Here is an 18,581-nt window from a genome sequence, read left to right on the forward strand (position 1 = left end):
TAAGAGAAAGTCTCATGAGCGAAATCAAGGAAATGCCGCTGGTCGAGCTGACGGCCAAGGATCTCCCCGCCTACTGCCCGAACCCGGCCATGGCGCGCTGGAGCGCGCACCCGCGCGTGTTCATCGACGTCTCGCACGGCGAGGCGCGCTGCCCGTACTGCGGCACGCGCTACAAGCTGCGCGACGGCGAGGTGGTCAAGGGCCACTGAGCCCCGGCCGGCCGGGCCCGCGGGCCCGCCGCACGCAAGGCGGCGCAGCCGGAATCCCGGCGCGCCGCCCTTTTCCTGTTCTGACAACCCGAACGCGGTGCCTGTGCGCCGTGCTTCATTACGACATCGGAAGTCGACCTGATGCGTCGAGCGCTGGTTATCGCACCGAACTGGATCGGTGACGCATTGATGGCGCAGCCGCTTTTTGCGCTGCTGAAGAAGCTCCATCCCCGCATCGCGATCGATGCCGTCGCGCCCACCTGGGTCGCGCCCGTGCTCGAGCGGATGCCCGAGATCCACGATGTCTACGCGACCGACCTCGCGCACGGCAAGCTGCAGCTGCTGCGTCGCTGGCAGCTCGCGAGCGACCTGCGCGACGTCGGCTACGACGCGGCGTACGTGCTGCCGAATTCGCTGAAGTCCGCGGTGATCCCGTGGCTCGCGAACATCCCGCTGCGGATCGGCTACACGGGCGAGCATCGCTACGGCCTGCTGAACGTGCGGCACGCGAACCCGGACAAATCGGCCGAGCGAGCGCCGATGACGACCCACTACGCGGCGCTCGCGTATGCGCCGGGCGCGAAGCTGCCCGAGTCGATGAAGACGCTGCCCGCGCCGCGCCTCGACGCCGACCTGAACGAGACGGCGCGCGTGTCCGCGCGTTTCAATCTCGATACGCGCAAGCCGCTCGTCGTGTTCTGCCCCGGCGCGGAATACGGCCCGGCCAAGCGCTGGCCGCCCGAGCATTTCGCGACGCTCGCGACGATCGTCCACCAGTCGTTCCCGTACACGCAGATCGTCGCGCTCGGCTCGCAGAAGGATGCCGCCGCCGCGCAGGCGATCGCCGACCACGCGCCGAACGTGCGCAACCTGTGCGGGCAGACGTCGCTGTCCGAGGCATGTGCGCTGATCGCGCGCGCGAACGCGGTCGTGACCAACGATTCGGGGCTGATGCACGTCGCGGCCGCGTTGCGCCGGCCGCTCGTCGCGCTGTACGGATCGACCGATCCGCGCCACACTCCTCCGCTGTCTGACCTGGCGAAGGTACAATGGCTGCATCTCGAATGCAGTCCCTGCTTCGAACGCGAGTGCCCGCTCGGCCATCTGAAGTGCCTGCGCGAACTCGGTCCCGAGCAGGTATTCGGCGATTTGCGCGGCATGCTCGTCGGGCAGCGCTGACCCTGGCCGGCAGCGTCGCACGACGCGCCGGGCAATCCGATTCACCGGTGTACGGCGGCTCCATCCGGGCCGCCGTGCTGAATACGGCGCGCGACGCGCGCGAGAGATAACCCCGATGCCACGTTTTGCCCGCCTTTTCGAAGCCGCTGCCGATACGCTGAACGCCTACTACCAGGCCGTCGCCGATGCCAATCTCGACGCGCTGCTGGGGTTGTGGATCGACGAGGACTTCGCCAGCTGCGTCTGGGCCGACGGCGAGCATCTGCACGGCCTCGACCAGATCCGCAGCGGGCTGGCCAACCGGCTCGCGACGCGCCCCGTGACGATCGAACCGCTCGACATCCGCGTATACGACAGCCTCGGCACCGTCGTCTACACGATCGCCGAAGCGCATCAGCAGGCCGACCTGACGGCCGAACCCGACATGGTTTTCGCCACGTACGTGATGATTCACGAACGCGGCGAGTGGCGCATCGCGCATATTCACGCGAGCCCGATTCCCGAACAAGCGGCCGGACAATTCGCCGCGAAGATCCGTCACGGGCAGGGTCCGCTGCACTGACGAAGAACGAAGCAACGCATTAGCGGGGCGATCATGAGTACGGCTTCTCCGCCCACCTCGCCGCTGACAGGGGCCCCGGCCCCCGACGACGATTCACTGCGCTATCGCGCACCGCGCTGGCTGCCGAACAGCCATGCCCAAACCATCGTGCCCGCGCTGTTCGCACGGCGTCCGGCGGTCGCGTACCGACGCGAGCGATGGGAAACCCCCGACCACGACTTCATCGATCTCGACTGGGTCGCGCATCTCGACAGTGCCGCGCCGCCGCCCGACGCGCCGCTGTTCGTGCTGTTCCACGGCCTCGAAGGCAGTTCCGGCTCGCACTACGCGCTGGCAATGATGGCCGCCGCGCGCGCGAAGGGCTGGCACGCGGTCGTCCCGCACTTTCGCAGCTGCAGCGGCGAGCTCAACCGGCAGCCGCGCTTCTACCATCTCGCCGACAGCGCCGAGGTCGACTGGATCCTGCGCCGGCTCGCCGCGCGGCATCGCGGGCCGATCGTCGCGGCCGGCGTGTCGCTCGGCGGCAACGTGCTGCTGCGCTGGCTCGGCGAGCACCGCAGCGACACGTCGATCGTGCACGCGGCCGCCGCGATCTCGACGCCGATCGACGTGCACGCGGGCGGCCGCGCGCTGTCGCAGGGCTTCGCGATGGTCTATACGCGCAGCTTCCTGAAGACGCTGAAACGCAAGGCGCTCGCGAAGCTCGACCAGTATCCGGGGCTGTTCGACCGCGACGCGATGCTGCGGGCCGTGACGATGCGCGACTTCGACGAAGTCGTGACCGCACCGCTGCACGGCTTCGCCGACGCCGACGACTACTGGACCCAGGCCACGACGCGCCCGCTGCTGCCCGCGATCGACGTGCCCACCTTGATCCTCAACGCCCGCAACGATCCGTTCCTGCCCGAATCCGCGCTGCCGAGTGCCGCCGACGTGTCGCCGGCCGTCGAGCTCGACCAGCCGGCGGACGGCGGCCATGCGGGATTCATGACCGGGCCGTTCCCCGGCCGCCTCGACTGGCTGTCGGCGCGGGTGTTCGGCTATTGCTCGAAATTCGTCGACCATGGATGACATCGTCAGGCAGGCCCTCGCCAAGTGGCCGAACGTGCCGCACTGCACCGGCTGGCTGTTGCTCGACCGGCGCGGCGAATGGCGGCTGCGCGACGACGCCGCGCAGGCCGCCGGCGAGCTCGGCTCGCCGGTCCGGCATGCGGCGCTGAACGCGTTCATCGGGCGCAACTACGAATGCGATGCGCACGGCCAGTGGTTCTTCCAGAACGGGCCGCAACGCGTGTACGTCGAGCTCGCCTATACGCCGTGGGTCGTGCGCCTGGCCGAGCGCGACGGGCAGCTCACGCTGGCCGACCAGACCGGCGCGCCGTTCGAGCCGGACGCCGCGTGGCTCGACGATGCGGGCGGCGTGCTGTTGCGCGCGCCCGGCACGCCGCCGCGCATCGCGGCGTTGCACGACCACGACCTCGGCCTGTTCGCCGATCACGCGGACTTCGACGCGACGCCGCCCGTGCTGCGCTGGCGCGACGGGCGCACGCTGCCGCTAGGCAGTCTCGCCCGTGCCGACGTGCCGGCGACGTTCGGCTTCGTCGCGAGTCCCGCGCAGCGGGCGCACGATACGTCGGGCGCGCCGAACGGCGGCAGCACCGGAAGCTGAAGCGCAAGCAGCCTGCCCGTCTGACGGCCGTCATCCGCGGCCGTTCTTCTCGTCCTCGCGCTCTTCCTTGTAGCGCGCCTCGAATTCCAGCAGCCGCGCGCCGATGATCGACTGGTCGTAGAACGACACGTCCTTCGCGTCGCGCGCCTCCTTCAGCTGGCGAATCGCCGACGGCCACGCGCCGTCGAGCGCCAGCTTCTCCGCGAGCGCGCGGCGCCGCGCGAGCACGTCGCCACGGCCGTCGCTCGCCTTCGCGAGGTAATCCCACCAGTCCGGCTGCTCGGGGTCCGCCTGCGCCTGGGTGCGCGCGAGCGCCTGTGCGTCGGCGAAGCGGCGTGCGGCGATCAGCGCCTGCAGGTGCGCGACGATCGCCGCATGCGACGCCGGCCAGCGCCGCTGCGCGAGCGCCGCGAGCCGCACCGCGTCGTCGGTCCGTCCCGCGCGGCGGGCGATGTCGGCCGCAAGCACGTCGAGGCTCGGCGAACTCGTCGCCGGATCGTCCGCGCGCCGCTCGCGCGCGTCGAACGCGGCGCGCGCCGACGCGAGCGCCTTGTCAGCCGCATCGTACTGGCCGAGCAGCGTGTTCGCGAGCGCGATCCCGTACGCGTTCGCCGCGACGTTCGGTGCCGTCCGATCGTCGAGCTCGAGCTGCATCCGGCGCACCTCGGCCGCGATGTCATTCGGCGCGCGGTTCTGCAGAATGCGCAACCGCGCGCGCACGAAGCCATATTCGGCCGACTGGTGCGGCTGCCGATACGGCGCGCGGCGTGCGCGATCCTCCATGTCGGCGATCCGCTCGCCCGTCAGCGGGTGCGTGCGCGCATAGGCTGGCACGCCCGCGTCGCCCATCGACGTGCGCTCGAGCCGTTCGAAGAAGCCCGGCATCCCGTACGGGTCGTAGCCGGCACCGGCGAGCAGCTGGAACCCGACGCGGTCGGCTTCGCGCTCGGCCGACCGCGAGAAGCGCAGCTGATTGTCGACCGCATAGGCCTGCCCGCCCATCGCGATCGCGCTGCCGAGATCGCCGCTGCGCGCGAGCACGCCTGCCAGCACGCCGAGCAGCATCGTCGCGAGCGCGGTGTAGCCGGTCTTCTCGTTCGCGCCGATCATCCGCGCGATGTGCCGCTGCAGCACGTGGCCCATCTCGTGGCCGACCACCGATGCGAGTTCGGATTCCGTCTGCGTCGTGACGACCAGCCCGCTGTTGATGCCGATGAAGCCGCCCGGCATCGAGAACGCGTTGATCTGCGGATCGCGCACCGGGAACAGCTCGAAGTCCGGCATGTAGCCGCCGATGTAGCGCGCCGCCGCAGCCGCCGCGAGCCGCTTCGCGATCGCGTTCAGGTAATCGCGTGCGAGCCAGTCGTCGAGATAGTCCGGATCGCGCCGCACCTCGCGCATCACGCGCTCGCCGAGACGGCGTTCGGCCTGCGGCGTGAGCGAACCGCCGGAGCCGTCGCCGAGGTCGGGCAGCTCCAGCGTGCGCAGCGGCGCGCGCAGGCTCGCGCCGGGCGCGGACGCGCCGTCGGCGCCGGCAAACCGGCTTTCCGCGCCGCCGTAGGTGCCGAACACGCCGGTCGCGATGCCCGACGGCACCGTGGAGATCGACGGCGAGGCGCCGGTCGCCGGCTCTAGCGGCAGCGCGGAGGTGCGCTGTGCATGGCCGCTCGGCGGCAGCACGAGCGCCGCCGACAGCAGCACGGCAAGCAACTGTTTGACACGCATGGCAGGATGAAAGCGACGCCGCACCGCGCGCCGGGCGCGCATTGCGGCGTGTGGTCTGAATATTCGGGTCATTGTACCGGCGACATCGCAACTGTCCCGTGCGGCAAGTGCGCCATCTGCGCGCCCGGTGCCGCGAAGGCCACTGCTATGATAGGCGCCCGTTGAAACGTTGGATCGGATCGGGGTGCAGAGAGGGATTCGGCGCCCCAGCCGGTCACGAAGCAGGATCGGGTGACGTGCTCGCGCGCGCGCACGCCGTTCCACTGGAGCAAGACATGTCAGGACTGACCCATTTCGACGCTGCCGGCCACGCCCACATGGTCGACGTCGGCGGCAAGCAGGAAACGCAACGCATCGCGATCGCGCGCGGCACGATCCGGATGCTGCCGGCGACCTTCGCGCTGATCCGCGACGGCAAGGCGAAGAAAGGCGACGTGCTCGGCGTCGCGCGGATCGCCGCGATCCAGGGCGCGAAGCGCACCGCCGACCTCATTCCGCTGTGTCACCCGCTCGCGCTGACGCGCGTGGCCGTCGACTTCGAACTCGACGATGCGCTGCCGGGCGTGCACTGCGTCGCGCAGGTCGAGACGTTCGGGCGGACCGGCGTCGAGATGGAAGCGCTGACGGCCGTGCAGGTCGGGTTGCTCACCGTGTACGACATGTGCAAGGCGGTGGATCGCGGGATGGTGATCACCGAGGTGAGCGTCAGGGAGAAGCGCGGCGGGAAGTCGGGGGACTGGAAGGCGGAGGATGTCGCGGGCTGAGCGGCCCGGGCCTGGTCGATCCGGCCTGAACCACCCACGCCCGACCATTGCCCGACCGGATGACGTGCACGCCCTGCCCCGTCAGGCCGACGCGCCGACCGCATTTGAAATGTCGTTGAAAGGCAAATTCGAGATAGCTGGCGTTTATCTCATACAATTGGCGGATTCCGCACGGGAGAGCGTGCGACCCAGCACAAAAAAAGCGAGCACGGGTGATGAATTCGCAAGCATTGAGAAACGCACGGCTGGCCGGGCCGATCCAGGACGAACGACTCGTCCAGCTAGAGACGCCGCTCGGCCCTGACGTCCTGCTGCCCCATCGCGTCAAGGGACGCTCCCGGCTCGGGCGTCATTTCGAGTTCACCGTCGACGCCGTGTCGGTGTCCGACGACATCGAGCTCAAGAAGCTGATCGCGCAGCCCGTCACGCTGCGGATCCAGCAGGCCGACAAGTCGTACGCGCCGCACCACGGGTATGTGCATGCTGCCCGCCGGCTCGGGTCGGACAGCGGCCTCACGCACTACCAGATCGTCTTCGCGTCGTTCCTGCACTTCCTGAAGTTCCGCCGCGACCAGCGCATCTGGCAGGACAAACCCGCCGACGAGATCATCGCCGACGTCCTGAACCAGCACCCGCAAGCCAGGGGCTGCTTCGACTTCAGGCTCTACCAGCCGCTGCCGTCCCGCTCGTTCTGCATGCAATACGAGGACGACTGGAACTTCGTGCACCGCCTGCTGGAATCGGAAGGCCTGTACGGTTTCTGGGAGCAGGCGCAAGACGGCAAGTCACACACGCTCGTCGTCGTCGACCGGATCGACGCGCTGCCCGCGCTGTCGCCGCCGACCGTGCGCTTTCATCACGCCGGCGCACGCGACGAGGCCGACACGCTCGTCCAGTTCTCCGGCACGCGCACGCTGCGCAGCGTCGAGCGTACGACGCGCACGTTCGACTACAAGCAGCCGCCCACCGCGTCGAATCCGAAGGCGACTCATCTGCCGACGATCGCGAACCAGGGCGACCTGCCGCAGCAGCTCGAAGTCTACGAATACACCGGCGCCTACACGTACCCCGAACAGTCTCGCGGCGACCATCTGTCGAAGCTCTGGATGGAGCAGCAGGAGTCGCTTGCGAAGCGTTTTCACGGCATCGGCGGCGTCCGGCGCATGGATGCGGGACGCACGTTCGAGCTCGCCGATCACCCCGAACACGACAAGGACGACGCGGGCCAGCGCCGCTTCGCGGTGATCGAGACGGCCTGGCTGATCGCCAACAACCTGCCCGTCGCCGACCGACAGGCCGGGTTCCCGCACAGCCTGCAGGCCGACATCGGCGCGCTCGTGCGAGCCGGCGGCACGGATCTGTCGTACGTCCGGCATCCGGACGGCAGCGAGGGTATTTTCCAGGTCAGCATCGAGGCGCAGCGCACGACGGTGCCGTTCCGCAGCCCATTCGAGCACGCGAAACCGCCGATGCATCTGCAATCCGCGATCGTCGTCGCACCGCAGGGCGAAGAAGTCCACACCGACGCGCTCAACCGGGTCAAGGTCCGATTCCATTGGGATCGCCTGAACGACGGCGACGAGAAGGCGTCGTGCTGGCTGCGTGCCACGGCATCGGATTCCGGAAACGGCTATGGCGCCGTTCATCCGCATCGCAGCGGCGAGGAAGTGCTGGTCGACTTCCTCGGCGGCGACTGCGATCGTCCGATCATCGTCGGCAAGGTCTACAACGGTGCGACGAGCCCGCAATGGCACAGCAACGGCATCCTGTCCGGTTACCGGTCGAAGGAATATGCGGGTGCCGGCTACAACCAGCTGGTGCTCGACGACGCGACGTCGCAGAACCGCGTACACCTGTACAGCAGCCAGGCCAACACGCACCTGCACCTGGGCTACCTGATCGACCACACGGGCAACGATCGCGGCAGCTATCTCGGCAGCGGCTTCGACCTGCGCTCGGATGCATACGGCGCGGTGCGCGCGAGCCGCGGGCTGTACGTCACGACGCACCCGAAGCAGCCGGCAAGCCAGCCGCTCGACGTGAAGGAAACGCAACAGCAGCTCGTCCGCGCGGAAGGCCTGATGGAAACGATGTCGGAGGTCAGCGCGCAGCATCAGGGCGAGTCGCTCGACCCCGGCCACACGGCGCTGAAGCAGTTCAGCGACGCGACGCAGAACAGCGTGAGCGGCAGCACCGCGGGCGGCAGGACCGCCGGCGGCGGCACCGGCACGGCCAACGCGTTCAAGGAGCCCGTGATGCTGTTCGGCAGCCCGGCCGGCATCGCGCTGTCGACGCAGCAGTCCGTGCAGTTCGCCGCGGACCGGCACGTCAACCTCGTCAGCGGACAAAGCACGCACGTCGCGGCCGGCAAGTCGCTGATCGCGAGCGTCCTCGACCGGATCAGCCTGTTCGCGCAGAACGCAGGCATGAAGCTGTTCGCCGGCAAGGGCAAGGTGGAAATCCAGGCGCAGGCGGACAACATCGAACTGACCGCGCAGAAGGCGCTGAAACTGGTGGCGGCCACGCAGTCGATCGAAGGCGCGGCAGCGAAAGAAATCCTGCTGACTTCCGGCGGCGCCTACATCCGCATCGCGGACGGCAACATCGAGGTGCACGCGCCCGGCAAGATCGACATCAAGGGTGCGCAGCACCTGTTCAACGGCCCCACGCACCTGTCGCAAACCATGCCGACGCTGCCGAACTCGAGCGGCAACTACGACCAGGCGTTCATCGCGCACTGGGCCGGCACCGACATTCCGGTCGCGAATACGCGATACCAGATGTTCTCGAACGGCACGCTGATCTCGGAAGGCGTCACCAACGCGGCAGGCGAGACCGGGCTCACGCAGAGCCACGTGCCGCACGACGTCGTCGTCAAGTTCTTGGGGAAATCGAATGGCTGACGTGCAACAGAAGGACAACGTGCTGGGTACCGGCGCGGGGATGCTGACGCCGACGGGGTACAAGGATCGGCCGAAGGTGGCGATCAATATCTGCGACAAGCATGTGACGCCGGCGGCGGATTCCATCGTGGGGACTTGCCCGTTCTACTACCTGCCGCTTCACGGCGAATACTGGGAAACGGTAGAGAAGGTCAGCGTGTCGAGCGCATGGGAGACCGTGAAGAAATTCGCAACGTCATGGGATCCGTGGAAAGACAAGAAAGTCGTCCATGAACTGCTGCATCGGCGAGAGGAACTGATCAAACCGAAAAGCACCGATTCGGACTGGTCCCGCCACGGTAATTTCATGATGCGTCATATCGGGTGCGGGCATAAGCCGCCCGATTACTATGTGAGTTACGGCTACTACTATTGCTCGGATTACGGCGCCAATCTCTATCCCGCCCTCACGATAAAAGGAAAGAAATGGCTGGATAACGCGCGCTGGTGGCTTCAGAAATACATCGAGATCGGGCTGTATCAGAACATGCAGGGAAACCAGATCGCATTCAATAGCGCGAAACCGGGAAACGGCAAGCTCTCGATGCAGGTGAAGCGATACGAACTGGAACTGGACAAGGGCGGAGATACGTTCAAGACCTTCGCCTTTGTCACTCACCCATTGGCGTATCTGGACGGAGGGCTGGCCGGCCTGCCGGTCTCGGATCTCATCAAGATCGGCAGGCGGCCGAACATCGAGGAATGGGCCGACGGGCGCACGCGCAAACAGGCAATCGACGCGGGCATTCCCGTCGCCAAGGCAAAAGCGCGCGAATGGAGCAAGGACGCGGTCGACAAAGCCCGCGAGTGGGGCTCGGACGCCACCGACAAGGCGCGCGAGTGGGGTTCGGACGCCGCCGACAAGGCACGCGAGTGGGGTTCGGATGCGGCCGACGAAGTTAACCGCGCGCTCGAACGTTTGCTGAAAAAGTGACATGCGAAAACACAAGCGCTGGAAATGGATCGCCGGTGGCCTCGTTGCCCTGGCCATTGCAACATACGGGTACGTAAATATGACGACGGGCTGGGAGACGATTTCGACAAGCTTCATGCGGGACGACGCGCCGTATGGCGGCGGCAACTTCCGCATCAAGGGCAACGACGTGATGAGCGTCAAGCTCGCCAATCCCGAAGTGACGTTCAAGCCGCAGGCCGAATCGAACGAGCCGCAGCGGCCCGAGCCGACCGAAGCATGGATGAACGACACCGGCGAGTTGCTGAACCGCATGACGATCAGCTTCTTCCGCGGCACGATCGACGGCGGGATGAAGCGCCATTTCCAGCAGGTTGGCCAGGAGGCCGCCTGGTGGTACTCGCCGGACTGGACCGTTCAGTTCATCAGCACGTCATGGATGAACTACAAGGCTCCCGAGGCGCACGGCGGCAACGCGCCGCAAACCACCAGGCTGTGGAAATCGAGCAATGGCGGCCAGACATGGTCGCAACTTCAATGGCCCGAAAACCGGAACATCGGCCGCCTGCTCTTTCTCGATCCGCAACGTGGCTACGCGGCCGGCTGGGGCCCCCGCATATGGCGGACCGCGGACGGCGGAAACACGTGGCAGGCGATCGACGTGCCGGCCGATGCCCACAGCGGCAGCGACACGCGCCAGGATTTCAATGCAATCAGCCTCGGCCCGGACGGGGTTCTGCGGATCGCCTACTACGTCGCACAGACTGCCGAAGCGCCGGGTCACAGCGTGGTCGATCGGCTCGACTGGGGGCAGCACGCATTCGTGACGGATACCGTGCTGCCAGGCCAGGTCGTCACTGCGCTCGACACCACGCCACCCACGCCGGGATCAGGGTCACGTTATTCGTTGTACACGCTGTCGCATCTCGACAAGCCGCAAAACGGCGAGGGTCCCGACAACGGCCGCCGGACGGGCGCCATTTCCACGTGGACGAACGACCATCCCGAGGCCGTGCAGCAACTGCGCACGTTCGACGAGAAGCTCACGCTCGACAGCATGAGCATCGGTCGCAACGGCCTCCTGCTCGTCTATGCGACCGATCCGAACTCCGGAAGCGGCGGCACCGGCGGCGGCGCACCGGTCGACCTGACGTTCAGCAGCACCGACGCCGGCAAATCGTGGAATAAAACGACCGACAAGACCGCACAGGGCGGCTACTTCGACGCGCAGACCAACACGCTGTACTGGCTGCATGCCTATACGCTGAAGAAACGGACCTTCTGAGCGCGCACCGGAAGCCTCGGTGGCCGGCCCTCGCTGCGGCTGCGCAATCGCGAGCCGCAGCGAACTGTCTCGCGTACGACGGCCCTGGCCGCACACGCATCAGCGGCCACGGTGCCTCGCATCACTCGCCGCGACGCGGCTCGAACACGAACGGTTGCGTGAGCAGAAACGGATTCGCGGTGGCGCCGGTCTGCGCGCAGGTCGCATGCGTCATCGCGTCGACGGCCGCGCGGTCTGCCGCGGCATTGCGGCTGCTGGTCGTCACGGTGACGTTCTGGGCTTCGCCCGAGGTCGTCATCAGCGCGCGCACGAGCACGGTGACGGGACGCGTGAGCGGCTTCGCGCCATCCGGGTAGACGGCGCGCGGAATGCGGCAGGTCAGCTTGCTGTCCTGCGACGACGACAGCATCGCGCAGCCGGAAAGCAGCACGGCGACGGCAGGCAGGATCAGGATGGTCGAGCGAAGAGCCATGGTCGAATATCGTTCTTGAGTACTGTTGCGGACGATTGCCGCGCCGGCCGACATCGTCCGGCCGCATCGCGTGCATCGCCCCGCGCCGCGGCCATCGGACCGGCGCCCCGTTGCGGCCGCACGACCGATGGTTGCCCGGTCGCGATCCTGCTGCGCGGGTTCCCGGAAATCCGGGGGCAGCGTTCGTGCCGGCAGCCCGCTCCGGGCGGCCATGCACGCGAACGCTTTCGCGCATTGTGCACGCGCCGCCTCGCGCGTGGCGGCGATTTGACAATGGTTGACGCGAATCGCGCCGTATCCGGCCGGCATCCATTCTTCGCGGGAAGCAATCGCCGCACCGTCCCGGGCTGCCATCGCTCCCCTGCTCCACCGCAATCCGACCGACGCCGGGATTCCCCGCCCGGCGCCGCGCGGCGTCACTCCGAATCGTCGTCCGAGTCGTCGTCGTCCGCGTCGGCCGGGACTTCTCCGTACTTCGCGACCACCGCCGCCTTGAACGCCTTCAGCGCCGGCTGCTGGTCGCACAGCTTGTACAGCAACCCAAGCTGCTGCGGCCAATCCTTCAACTCCTTCGCGAACACATGCAGGCGCGCAACCGTATCGAGCGCGTCGGCGTCGCGGCCGGCCAGCGCCTGCAGCGTCGCATAGCGGCGCAGCACCGTCTCGCCGGGCAGCAGCGCGATCGCGCGCTCGTGCGCGACGAGCTTGAGCGGCAGGTTGTCCGGCGAAATCGTCAGCAGCGTGGCCGCGCCGTAATCGCCCCACGCGCCGAACAGCAGCGACGGCGCGTCGCGGTACTGCGCGGCCGGTTCGCTGCCGTAGTACAGCACTTCCGCGCGCTGGTAGTCGCGCAGCACGGGCACTGCCGCCAGCACGCCGCCGACCGACAGCACCGCGAACAACCCGAACGCCACGCGGCCCGGCAGGATACGCAGCGGCTTCACGTCGAGCAGGCCGATCACGAACATCGCCGGCAGCAGGAAGAACATGTATTGCTGCGGATATTCGACGAGCGCATGCATCAGCAGGATGCCGATCAGCGCGAGGCCGAACACGCGCGTGCTCGACTGCGGCGCGCGCACCGCGCGCACGAACCATGTGACGAGCGCGACGACGAGCACGCCGAGGCCGACGAGGCCGGACTTCGCGAGCAGGTCGATGAAGATGTCGTGCGAGTTGTTCGCGATCTCGACACCGCCGAGCGTACGCACGAGCGCGAACTGGTGCGACGGGAATTCGCCCCAGCCGACGCCGAGCAACGGATGCTCGCGGAACATCGCAAGCCCGTACTTCCACAGCGCGAGGCGCGGCGCGATCTGCCCCGCGTCGCGCATCCGGTCGGCCGCCGACTCGGCGAGTCCCAGGTGGAAGTGCACGTTGGCCCAGCGCACCGCGACGTTCACCGCGACGAAGATCACCGCGAGCGCGACCGGCATCAGCCATGCGCGGCGGTTGCCCGGCGCGCGGCGCGACTCGAGCCATGCCATCCAGAAACCCGCGACGACCAGCACCGCGACCTGCAGCCACGGGCCGCGCGACACCGTCAGCGCGAGCCCGACCGACAGCGCGATCGACAGCGCGAGCCACGCCCATGCCGCGAGCCGGCGCGTCTGCGCCAGATACAGCGCGCCCGCGAGCGCGAACGCGATGTAGGTCGCCAGGTGGTTCGCCTGCGCCATGTTGCCGTACGGGCGGCGATCGACCGCGATGTTGTACACGACGACGAACGGCGACACCGCGGACTCGAGATGGAACAGCTGAACGATCTGGCTCGCGACCGCGAACACCCCGCCGACGAGCAGCGCGCCGGACATCATTCGCGCGACGGCTTCGGCGAGCCCCTCGCGCGCGAGCGTGTAGCCGGCCTGCATCGCAACCAGCGCGGCGGCCAGATAGCCGACCGCCAGCCAGTTCATCGACGGCACCTTCAGCGGCATCAGCGCGACCTGCGCGATCAGCACCGCCGCGAACCCGAGCGGCGCGACGAACGCGGCCGGCGCGGCGAACGGCTCGGCCGGGCGGCCCGTGCGCGCGAGCAGGACGACGGAGAGCCCCACCAGCAGATACAGCACCAGCGCGGCAAATTCTGAATAGAAGGTTGGAATCGGATACGTGTGATTCGTGATCGAGTACGGCACGATCAGGGCGACAGCCAGCGCAACGAGCGGCAACGAACGGGAAAAAGTAGAAGGCATGAGCGAACCGGATGTCAGCAATCGGCGCACTATACAAAACTTTCCCCGCTCTGTGCGGGCCCGTCGCACCGTCACCCGACGCGGCGCGACCGGTGCGACCGGCGCAACCCGCCGGCACGGCGGGCGCCGTGCCGTGCACGCGGCCCCGCACTGGCCGGCATGCCCCCGCCCCTACGCGCGGCATTCCGCCGGCGCATATTTCGCGGGCAACGTCGCGGCCTCCGCCGGCAGCGGGCCCGCGCCCGGCGCCGGGAGCGACGACGCAGCCTTGCCGGCGGCAAAGCATTCCCATGCGATCGCCCCGGCCTGCATCGTGCCCTTTTTCAGCGGTACGCGCGCGGTCGGCGTATCGGCCTTGTCCGGCGCGGACGGCACGAGGACGAGCGTATTCGCGCCGGCCGCGGCGACGCGGGCGGTAAACGCCACCGTGATCTGGCCCGTGTCGCCGTCGATGACGACGGATTCGACGTTGCGGGTGGCGGCCGGCGGGCTGTAGCCGCCGTCGAGGCCCGCGCCGCTCGCGGCATTGTCGGCGACCGCGAGCCGCGCGGACGACGCGAGCGCGAGCCCCTCGCCGACGCGCGAGCGCGCGAGGTAATCCTGGTACGCGGGAATCGCATAGGCCGCGATCACGCCAACGATCGCGAGCACGATCATCAGCTCGATCAGCGTGAAGCCGGCCGGCCGCCAGCGCGGCGCCGGCCGGCGCGCGCGCCGCAGATCGGCGGCGATGCGACGGAACAGGGAAACGGAAAAGGCTTCGAACATGACTGGCTCCGGAAACGAAAAACGCCTGCCGGATCAGGCAGGCGTTTCGATCGTAGCCAGCGGGCCGCGGCCCCGGCAGTCGGCCGGACGGCCAACGTCAATGCGCGCGCGGGACGCCGCGGCGGCGCCGGAGCGCGTAACCCGCGGTGACGACGAACAGCGCGCCGGCGATGCTCGCGCCGTAGATCGCGGCCTGCGTATCGAGTACCGGCCAGCGGTCGCCGACCGGGTCGTGCACCATCAGCCCGCCGGCGATCCAGCCCAGCAGCCCGGCGCCCAGCGCGACGACGACCGGAAAGCGGTCGAGCAGCTTCAGCACCAGCGTGCTGCCCCACACGATGATCGGCACGCTGACGACGAGCCCGAAGATCACCAGCGCCAGCCGGTGCGACGGATCGGCCTGCTCGGCCGCGCCGGCGATCGCGATCACGTTGTCGAGGCTCATCACGGCGTCGGCGATAACGATCGTCTTCACCGCGTCCCACAGCCGGTCGGCCGGCTTCACGTTGTCGTGCGCATCGGCGTCCGGCGCCATCAGCTTGACGCCGATCCACAGCAGCAGCAGGCCGCCGCCGAACTTCAGGAACGGCACGTCGAGCAGTACGACCGCGAATGCGATCAGCGCGACCCGCAGCAGGATCGCGCCGGCCGTGCCCCACACGACGCCGCGCAGCCGCTGGTTGGCGGGCAGGTTGCGGCATGCGAGCGCGATCACGACCGCGTTGTCGCCGCCGAGGAGAATGTCGATGATGACGATCTGAAACACCGCGCCCCAGTGGAGCGACGTCAGGAATTCAAGCATGAGCAGTATCGGGTGATCGGGTGCGGGGCAACGGCTGTCGAACAGGCGGCCCGGGTCAATGCCGGAACATGCATCGCGCAGCCCCGGGGCTTACAAATTCATTGCGCGAGCATAACAAAAAACGCCGGCGAAGCCGGCGTTTTTTGCAGGATGAACCACGCGGAAATTACAGCGCCTTCTTCAGCAGGCGACCCATTTCCGACGGGTTGCGCGTGACGGTGATGCCGCACGCTTCCATGATTTCCAGCTTCGCTTCGGCCGTATCCGCACCGCCCGAGATCAGCGCGCCGGCGTGGCCCATGCGCTTGCCCGGAGGCGCCGTGACGCCAGCGATGAAGCCGACGACCGGCTTCTTCATGTTGTCCTTGATCCACTCGGCGGCATTGGCTTCGTCCGGACCGCCAATTTCGCCGATCATCACGACCGCATCCGTATCCGGATCGTCGTTGAACATCTTCATCACGTCGATGTGCTTCAGACCGTTGATCGGGTCGCCGCCGATACCGACTGCCGACGACTGGCCGAGGCCCAGTGCCGTCAGCTGCGCAACCGCTTCATACGTCAGCGTGCCCGAACGCGACACGACGCCGATGCGGCCCTTGCGGTGGATGTGACCCGGCATGATGCCGATCTTCAGTTCGTCCGGCGTGATCGTGCCCGGGCAGTTCGGCCCGAGCAGCAGCGTCTTGCGGCCTTCGCGACGCATGCGGTCCTTCACTTCGATCATGTCGCGAACCGGAATGCCTTCCGTGATGCAGATCGCGAGATCGAGGTCGGCTTCGACCGCTTCCCAGATCGCAGCAGCAGCACCTGCCGGCGGAACGTAGATGACCGACACGGTCGCGCCGGTTTCGGCCTTCGCTTCCTTGACGCTCGCGTAGATCGGAATGCCTTCGAAATCTTCGCCGGCCTTCTTCGGGTTCACGCCCGCGACGAATGCTTCGCGGCCGTTTGCGTATTCACGGCAGGCGCGCGTGTGGAATTGACCGGTCTTGCCGGTAATGCCCTGCGTGATGACCTTCGTGTCCTTGTTGATCAGAATCGACATGTATTTTGACCTCTGTTCGATTGGCGTCGCGTGCAAACCGCGCCGCCATACCTATTCATTGAGCGCGCTTACTTGCCTGCGGCAGCCGCGACAACCTTCTGCGCAGCCTCTTCCATGCTGTCAGCCGAGATGATCGGCAGGCCCGAATCGGCCAGCATCTTCTTGCCGAGGTCTTCGTTCGTGCCCTTCATGCGCACGACGAGCGGCACGTTCAGGTTCACGGCCTTCGAACCGGCGATCACGCCTTCCGCGATCACGTCGCAGCGCATGATGCCGCCGAAGATGTTCACGAGGATCGCCTTCAGGTCCGGGTTCTTCAGCATCAGCTTGAACGCTTCCGTGACCTTCTCGGTCGTCGCGCCACCGCCGACGTCCAGGAAGTTCGCCGGCTCGCCGCCGAACAGCTTGATCGTGTCCATCGTCGCCATCGCGAGGCCTGCGCCGTTCACGAGGCAGCCGATGTTGCCGTCGAGCGAGATGTACGCGAGGTCGAACTTCGACGCTTCGATTTCAGCCGGATCTTCTTCGTCCAGGTCGCGGTACGCGACGATTTCCGGGTGACGGAACAGCGCGTTCGAGTCGAAGTTGAACTTCGCGTCGAGTGCGATGACCTTGCCGTCGCCGGAGACGTTCAGCGGGTTGATTTCAGCCAGCGATGCGTCGGTTTCCCAGAACGCCTTGTACAGGCCTTGCAGGATCGCGCGTGCTTGCGGGATCGAAGCAGCCGGCACGCCGATCTTCGCGGCGAGGTCGTCGGCCTGCGCGTCGAGCAGGCCCGTCGACGGCTCGACGATGACCTTGTGGATCAGTTCCGGGTGCTTTTCGGCAACTTCCTCGATGTCCATGCCGCCTTCGCTCGAACCCATCAGAACGATCTTCTGCGAGATGCGGTCGACGACGAGGCTGACATACAGTTCCTGCTTGATGTCGGCGCCTTCTTCGATCATCAGGCGGTTGACCTTCTGGCCTTCCGGACCGGTCTGGTGCGTGACGAGCTGCATGCCGAGGATCTGGTTCGCGTATTCGCGGACCTGCTCGATCGACTTCGCCACCTTCACGCCGCCGCCCTTGCCACGGCCACCCGCGTGAATCTGAGCCTTCACGACCCAAACCGGGCCACCGAGCTCTTCTGCCACCTTGACGGCCTCGTCAACCGAGAACGCCGGCTTGCCGCGCGGTACCGCGACTCCGAATTTCCGCAGGATTTCCTTACCCTGGTACTCGTGAATCTTCATGCGTGATTCCCTTCAGTCTGAGAGTTGGATGAAATGTCGCTTAAGACGCTTCTTCGAATGATTTCCGTTCATTCCTTCGTGCTGCCCTCACCGGGCAGATCCGGCCGAAGCGGGCCGTACCACCGCGGGTAGTACTGCCGCACGACCTCGCCGTCGAACCGCAATGCCCGGCAGCGGCCGAGCTGGAAAGGCGGCTCGACGTGCTCGCCGTCATGGTCCGGCCCTTCGCCGCCCTCTTCGCGCACGTTCCACACGTCACCGGCGAACGCCTGGATCGCTGCCGTCGGCAGCACGGCGCACAGTTCGGTCAGATGGGAACAGCCCGCGACGCCGGCGAGCAGCCGGTTCGCGTTGCGGCGGAAATTGCGGAAGAGGTTGAGCCCGATGAGGGCCCGATAGGCGGGAGGGGCGGATTGACAGTGACCGGGATAGGGAACCCACTCCGAAGACGCTTCGGCGTCGACGACATTGAGGTCACGATCGATGGTCACGCGCAGCCAGAGTTCGTGGATCGGCAGGCCCTGGGGCCGGATGCCCGACGCAAGCGCGACATCGCGCGGCTTGTGGTCGGTCAGGCAGGCTTCGATGTCCCACAAGCCGTCGTCGCGCTCGTAGGCTTCCGCTCGGATTGCGCGTCGATGTCGCAACTGACGGGGCACGGGCTCGGATAGCGGCATGCTGGAGGTTGAGGCCGAAGAGGAAAACCCGTGGATTTTAGCATATTGGGTATTTGAGGCATCCGGCCGCGACGGCGGGTATTCCCGCCTGTCCGGAAACGGTTGCATTGCAGCAAAATCGCGCGCAGCGCGCGCG

The 18,581-nt window shown here is 67.3% G+C and carries 17 protein-coding genes; 9 read left to right on the forward strand and 8 right to left on the reverse strand.

Annotated elements, in window-relative coordinates; translation table 11 throughout:
- Nucleotides 1-14: 14 nt before the first annotated feature.
- The 5 genes from DID98_RS11025 to DID98_RS11045 all read left to right on the forward strand — a co-directional run bounded on the left by DID98_RS11025 (nt 15) and on the right by DID98_RS11045 (nt 3,619).
- On the forward strand, nt 15-209 hold the full coding sequence (locus DID98_RS11025; protein ID WP_006749970.1) for a zinc-finger domain-containing protein: 195 nt from the start codon (nt 15-17) through the stop codon (nt 207-209).
- A gap of 141 nt (nt 210-350) precedes the next feature.
- Nucleotides 351-1,388: a lipopolysaccharide heptosyltransferase II gene (gene waaF / locus DID98_RS11030; protein ID WP_044844509.1), complete on the forward strand. Its 1,038-nt coding sequence runs from the start codon at nt 351-353 to the stop codon at nt 1,386-1,388.
- Between the two features lie 115 nt (nt 1,389-1,503).
- On the forward strand, nt 1,504-1,950 hold the full coding sequence (locus tag DID98_RS11035; protein WP_006749968.1) for a nuclear transport factor 2 family protein: 447 nt from the start codon (nt 1,504-1,506) through the stop codon (nt 1,948-1,950).
- A gap of 33 nt (nt 1,951-1,983) precedes the next feature.
- Complete coding sequence (locus tag DID98_RS11040; protein WP_044844510.1) at nt 1,984-3,021, forward strand: hydrolase; 1,038 nt, start codon at nt 1,984-1,986, stop codon at nt 3,019-3,021.
- Entirely contained in the window at nt 3,014-3,619 is a 606-nt protein-coding gene (locus DID98_RS11045) for a DUF2946 family protein (protein WP_044844511.1), read from the forward strand. Before DID98_RS11040 ends, DID98_RS11045 begins: the two co-directional genes overlap by 8 nt.
- A gap of 30 nt (nt 3,620-3,649) precedes the next feature.
- Here DID98_RS11045 and DID98_RS11050 read toward each other — a convergent pair whose 3' ends face one another.
- Nucleotides 3,650-5,344: a M48 family metalloprotease gene (locus DID98_RS11050; RefSeq protein WP_124486922.1), complete on the reverse strand. Its 1,695-nt coding sequence runs from the start codon at nt 5,342-5,344 to the stop codon at nt 3,650-3,652.
- Nucleotides 5,345-5,619: 275 nt separating this feature from the next.
- Between DID98_RS11050 and moaC the strand changes: the two genes are divergently transcribed.
- The 4 genes from moaC (at nt 5,620) to DID98_RS11070 (ending at nt 11,248) form a co-directional block, all read left to right on the forward strand.
- Nucleotides 5,620-6,108 (forward strand): cyclic pyranopterin monophosphate synthase MoaC, encoded by a 489-nt coding sequence (moaC, locus tag DID98_RS11055; RefSeq protein WP_044844513.1) that lies wholly within the window; start codon nt 5,620-5,622, stop codon nt 6,106-6,108.
- 215 nt (nt 6,109-6,323) lie between these two features.
- The gene (locus DID98_RS11060; protein WP_124570689.1) at nt 6,324-9,011 is read left to right on the forward strand and encodes a type VI secretion system Vgr family protein; all 2,688 of its coding nucleotides are present in this window, start codon (nt 6,324-6,326) and stop codon (nt 9,009-9,011) included.
- A complete protein-coding gene (locus tag DID98_RS11065) occupies nt 9,004-9,984 on the forward strand; it encodes a hypothetical protein (RefSeq protein ID WP_044844515.1) in 981 nt (326 codons plus the stop codon). The genes DID98_RS11060 and DID98_RS11065 overlap by 8 nt, the downstream gene beginning before the upstream one ends.
- 79 nt (nt 9,985-10,063) lie before the next feature.
- On the forward strand, nt 10,064-11,248 hold the full coding sequence (locus tag DID98_RS11070) for a glycosyl hydrolase (RefSeq protein WP_124570717.1): 1,185 nt from the start codon (nt 10,064-10,066) through the stop codon (nt 11,246-11,248).
- A gap of 121 nt (nt 11,249-11,369) precedes the next feature.
- On the opposite strand, the gene DID98_RS36220 is transcribed toward DID98_RS11070, so the two are convergent.
- The 7 genes from DID98_RS36220 to DID98_RS11105 all read right to left on the reverse strand — a co-directional run bounded on the left by DID98_RS36220 (nt 11,370) and on the right by DID98_RS11105 (nt 18,445).
- Entirely contained in the window at nt 11,370-12,029 is a 660-nt protein-coding gene (locus tag DID98_RS36220; protein WP_260428061.1) for a TonB family protein, read from the reverse strand.
- 107 nt (nt 12,030-12,136) lie between these two features.
- Nucleotides 12,137-13,915: a Wzy polymerase domain-containing protein gene (locus DID98_RS11080; protein ID WP_124570690.1), complete on the reverse strand. Its 1,779-nt coding sequence runs from the start codon at nt 13,913-13,915 to the stop codon at nt 12,137-12,139.
- Between the two features lie 171 nt (nt 13,916-14,086).
- Nucleotides 14,087-14,683: a pilin gene (locus DID98_RS11085; RefSeq protein ID WP_044844519.1), complete on the reverse strand. Its 597-nt coding sequence runs from the start codon at nt 14,681-14,683 to the stop codon at nt 14,087-14,089.
- A gap of 97 nt (nt 14,684-14,780) precedes the next feature.
- Nucleotides 14,781-15,485 (reverse strand): TerC family protein, encoded by a 705-nt coding sequence (locus DID98_RS11090; protein ID WP_044844520.1) that lies wholly within the window; start codon nt 15,483-15,485, stop codon nt 14,781-14,783.
- Nucleotides 15,486-15,651: 166 nt separating this feature from the next.
- A complete protein-coding gene (sucD, locus tag DID98_RS11095; protein ID WP_006477916.1) occupies nt 15,652-16,533 on the reverse strand; it encodes a succinate--CoA ligase subunit alpha in 882 nt (293 codons plus the stop codon).
- A 68-nt stretch (nt 16,534-16,601) separates the two neighbouring features.
- Nucleotides 16,602-17,768: an ADP-forming succinate--CoA ligase subunit beta gene (gene sucC, locus DID98_RS11100; protein WP_006755512.1), complete on the reverse strand. Its 1,167-nt coding sequence runs from the start codon at nt 17,766-17,768 to the stop codon at nt 16,602-16,604.
- 68 nt (nt 17,769-17,836) lie between these two features.
- Nucleotides 17,837-18,445, reverse strand: coding sequence for a DUF2889 domain-containing protein (locus DID98_RS11105; RefSeq protein WP_044844521.1), 609 nt, complete (start codon nt 18,443-18,445; stop codon nt 17,837-17,839).
- Between the last annotated feature and the right edge of the window lie 136 nt (nt 18,446-18,581).

The sequence above is a fragment of the Burkholderia sp. Bp8984 genome, assembly GCF_003853755.1.
Lineage (GTDB): Bacteria > Pseudomonadota > Gammaproteobacteria > Burkholderiales > Burkholderiaceae > Burkholderia.

Coding starts and splice junctions, on each gene's coding strand:
- DID98_RS11025 (WP_006749970.1), top strand. CDS start 15: ATGAGCGAAATCAAGGAAATGCCGCTGGTCGAGCTGACGGCCAAGGAT.
- waaF (WP_044844509.1), top strand. CDS start 351: ATGCGTCGAGCGCTGGTTATCGCACCGAACTGGATCGGTGACGCATTG.
- DID98_RS11035 (WP_006749968.1), top strand. CDS start 1,504: ATGCCACGTTTTGCCCGCCTTTTCGAAGCCGCTGCCGATACGCTGAAC.
- DID98_RS11040 (WP_044844510.1), top strand. CDS start 1,984: ATGAGTACGGCTTCTCCGCCCACCTCGCCGCTGACAGGGGCCCCGGCC.
- DID98_RS11045 (WP_044844511.1), top strand. CDS start 3,014: ATGGATGACATCGTCAGGCAGGCCCTCGCCAAGTGGCCGAACGTGCCG.
- DID98_RS11050 (WP_124486922.1), bottom strand. CDS start 5,344: ATGCGTGTCAAACAGTTGCTTGCCGTGCTGCTGTCGGCGGCGCTCGTG.
- moaC (WP_044844513.1), top strand. CDS start 5,620: ATGTCAGGACTGACCCATTTCGACGCTGCCGGCCACGCCCACATGGTC.
- DID98_RS11060 (WP_124570689.1), top strand. CDS start 6,324: ATGAATTCGCAAGCATTGAGAAACGCACGGCTGGCCGGGCCGATCCAG.
- DID98_RS11065 (WP_044844515.1), top strand. CDS start 9,004: ATGGCTGACGTGCAACAGAAGGACAACGTGCTGGGTACCGGCGCGGGG.
- DID98_RS11070 (WP_124570717.1), top strand. CDS start 10,064: ATGACGACGGGCTGGGAGACGATTTCGACAAGCTTCATGCGGGACGAC.
- DID98_RS36220 (WP_260428061.1), bottom strand. CDS start 12,029: ATGCCGGCCGGATACGGCGCGATTCGCGTCAACCATTGTCAAATCGCC.
- DID98_RS11080 (WP_124570690.1), bottom strand. CDS start 13,915: ATGCCTTCTACTTTTTCCCGTTCGTTGCCGCTCGTTGCGCTGGCTGTC.
- DID98_RS11085 (WP_044844519.1), bottom strand. CDS start 14,683: ATGTTCGAAGCCTTTTCCGTTTCCCTGTTCCGTCGCATCGCCGCCGAT.
- DID98_RS11090 (WP_044844520.1), bottom strand. CDS start 15,485: ATGCTTGAATTCCTGACGTCGCTCCACTGGGGCGCGGTGTTTCAGATC.
- sucD (WP_006477916.1), bottom strand. CDS start 16,533: ATGTCGATTCTGATCAACAAGGACACGAAGGTCATCACGCAGGGCATT.
- sucC (WP_006755512.1), bottom strand. CDS start 17,768: ATGAAGATTCACGAGTACCAGGGTAAGGAAATCCTGCGGAAATTCGGA.
- DID98_RS11105 (WP_044844521.1), bottom strand. CDS start 18,445: ATGCCGCTATCCGAGCCCGTGCCCCGTCAGTTGCGACATCGACGCGCA.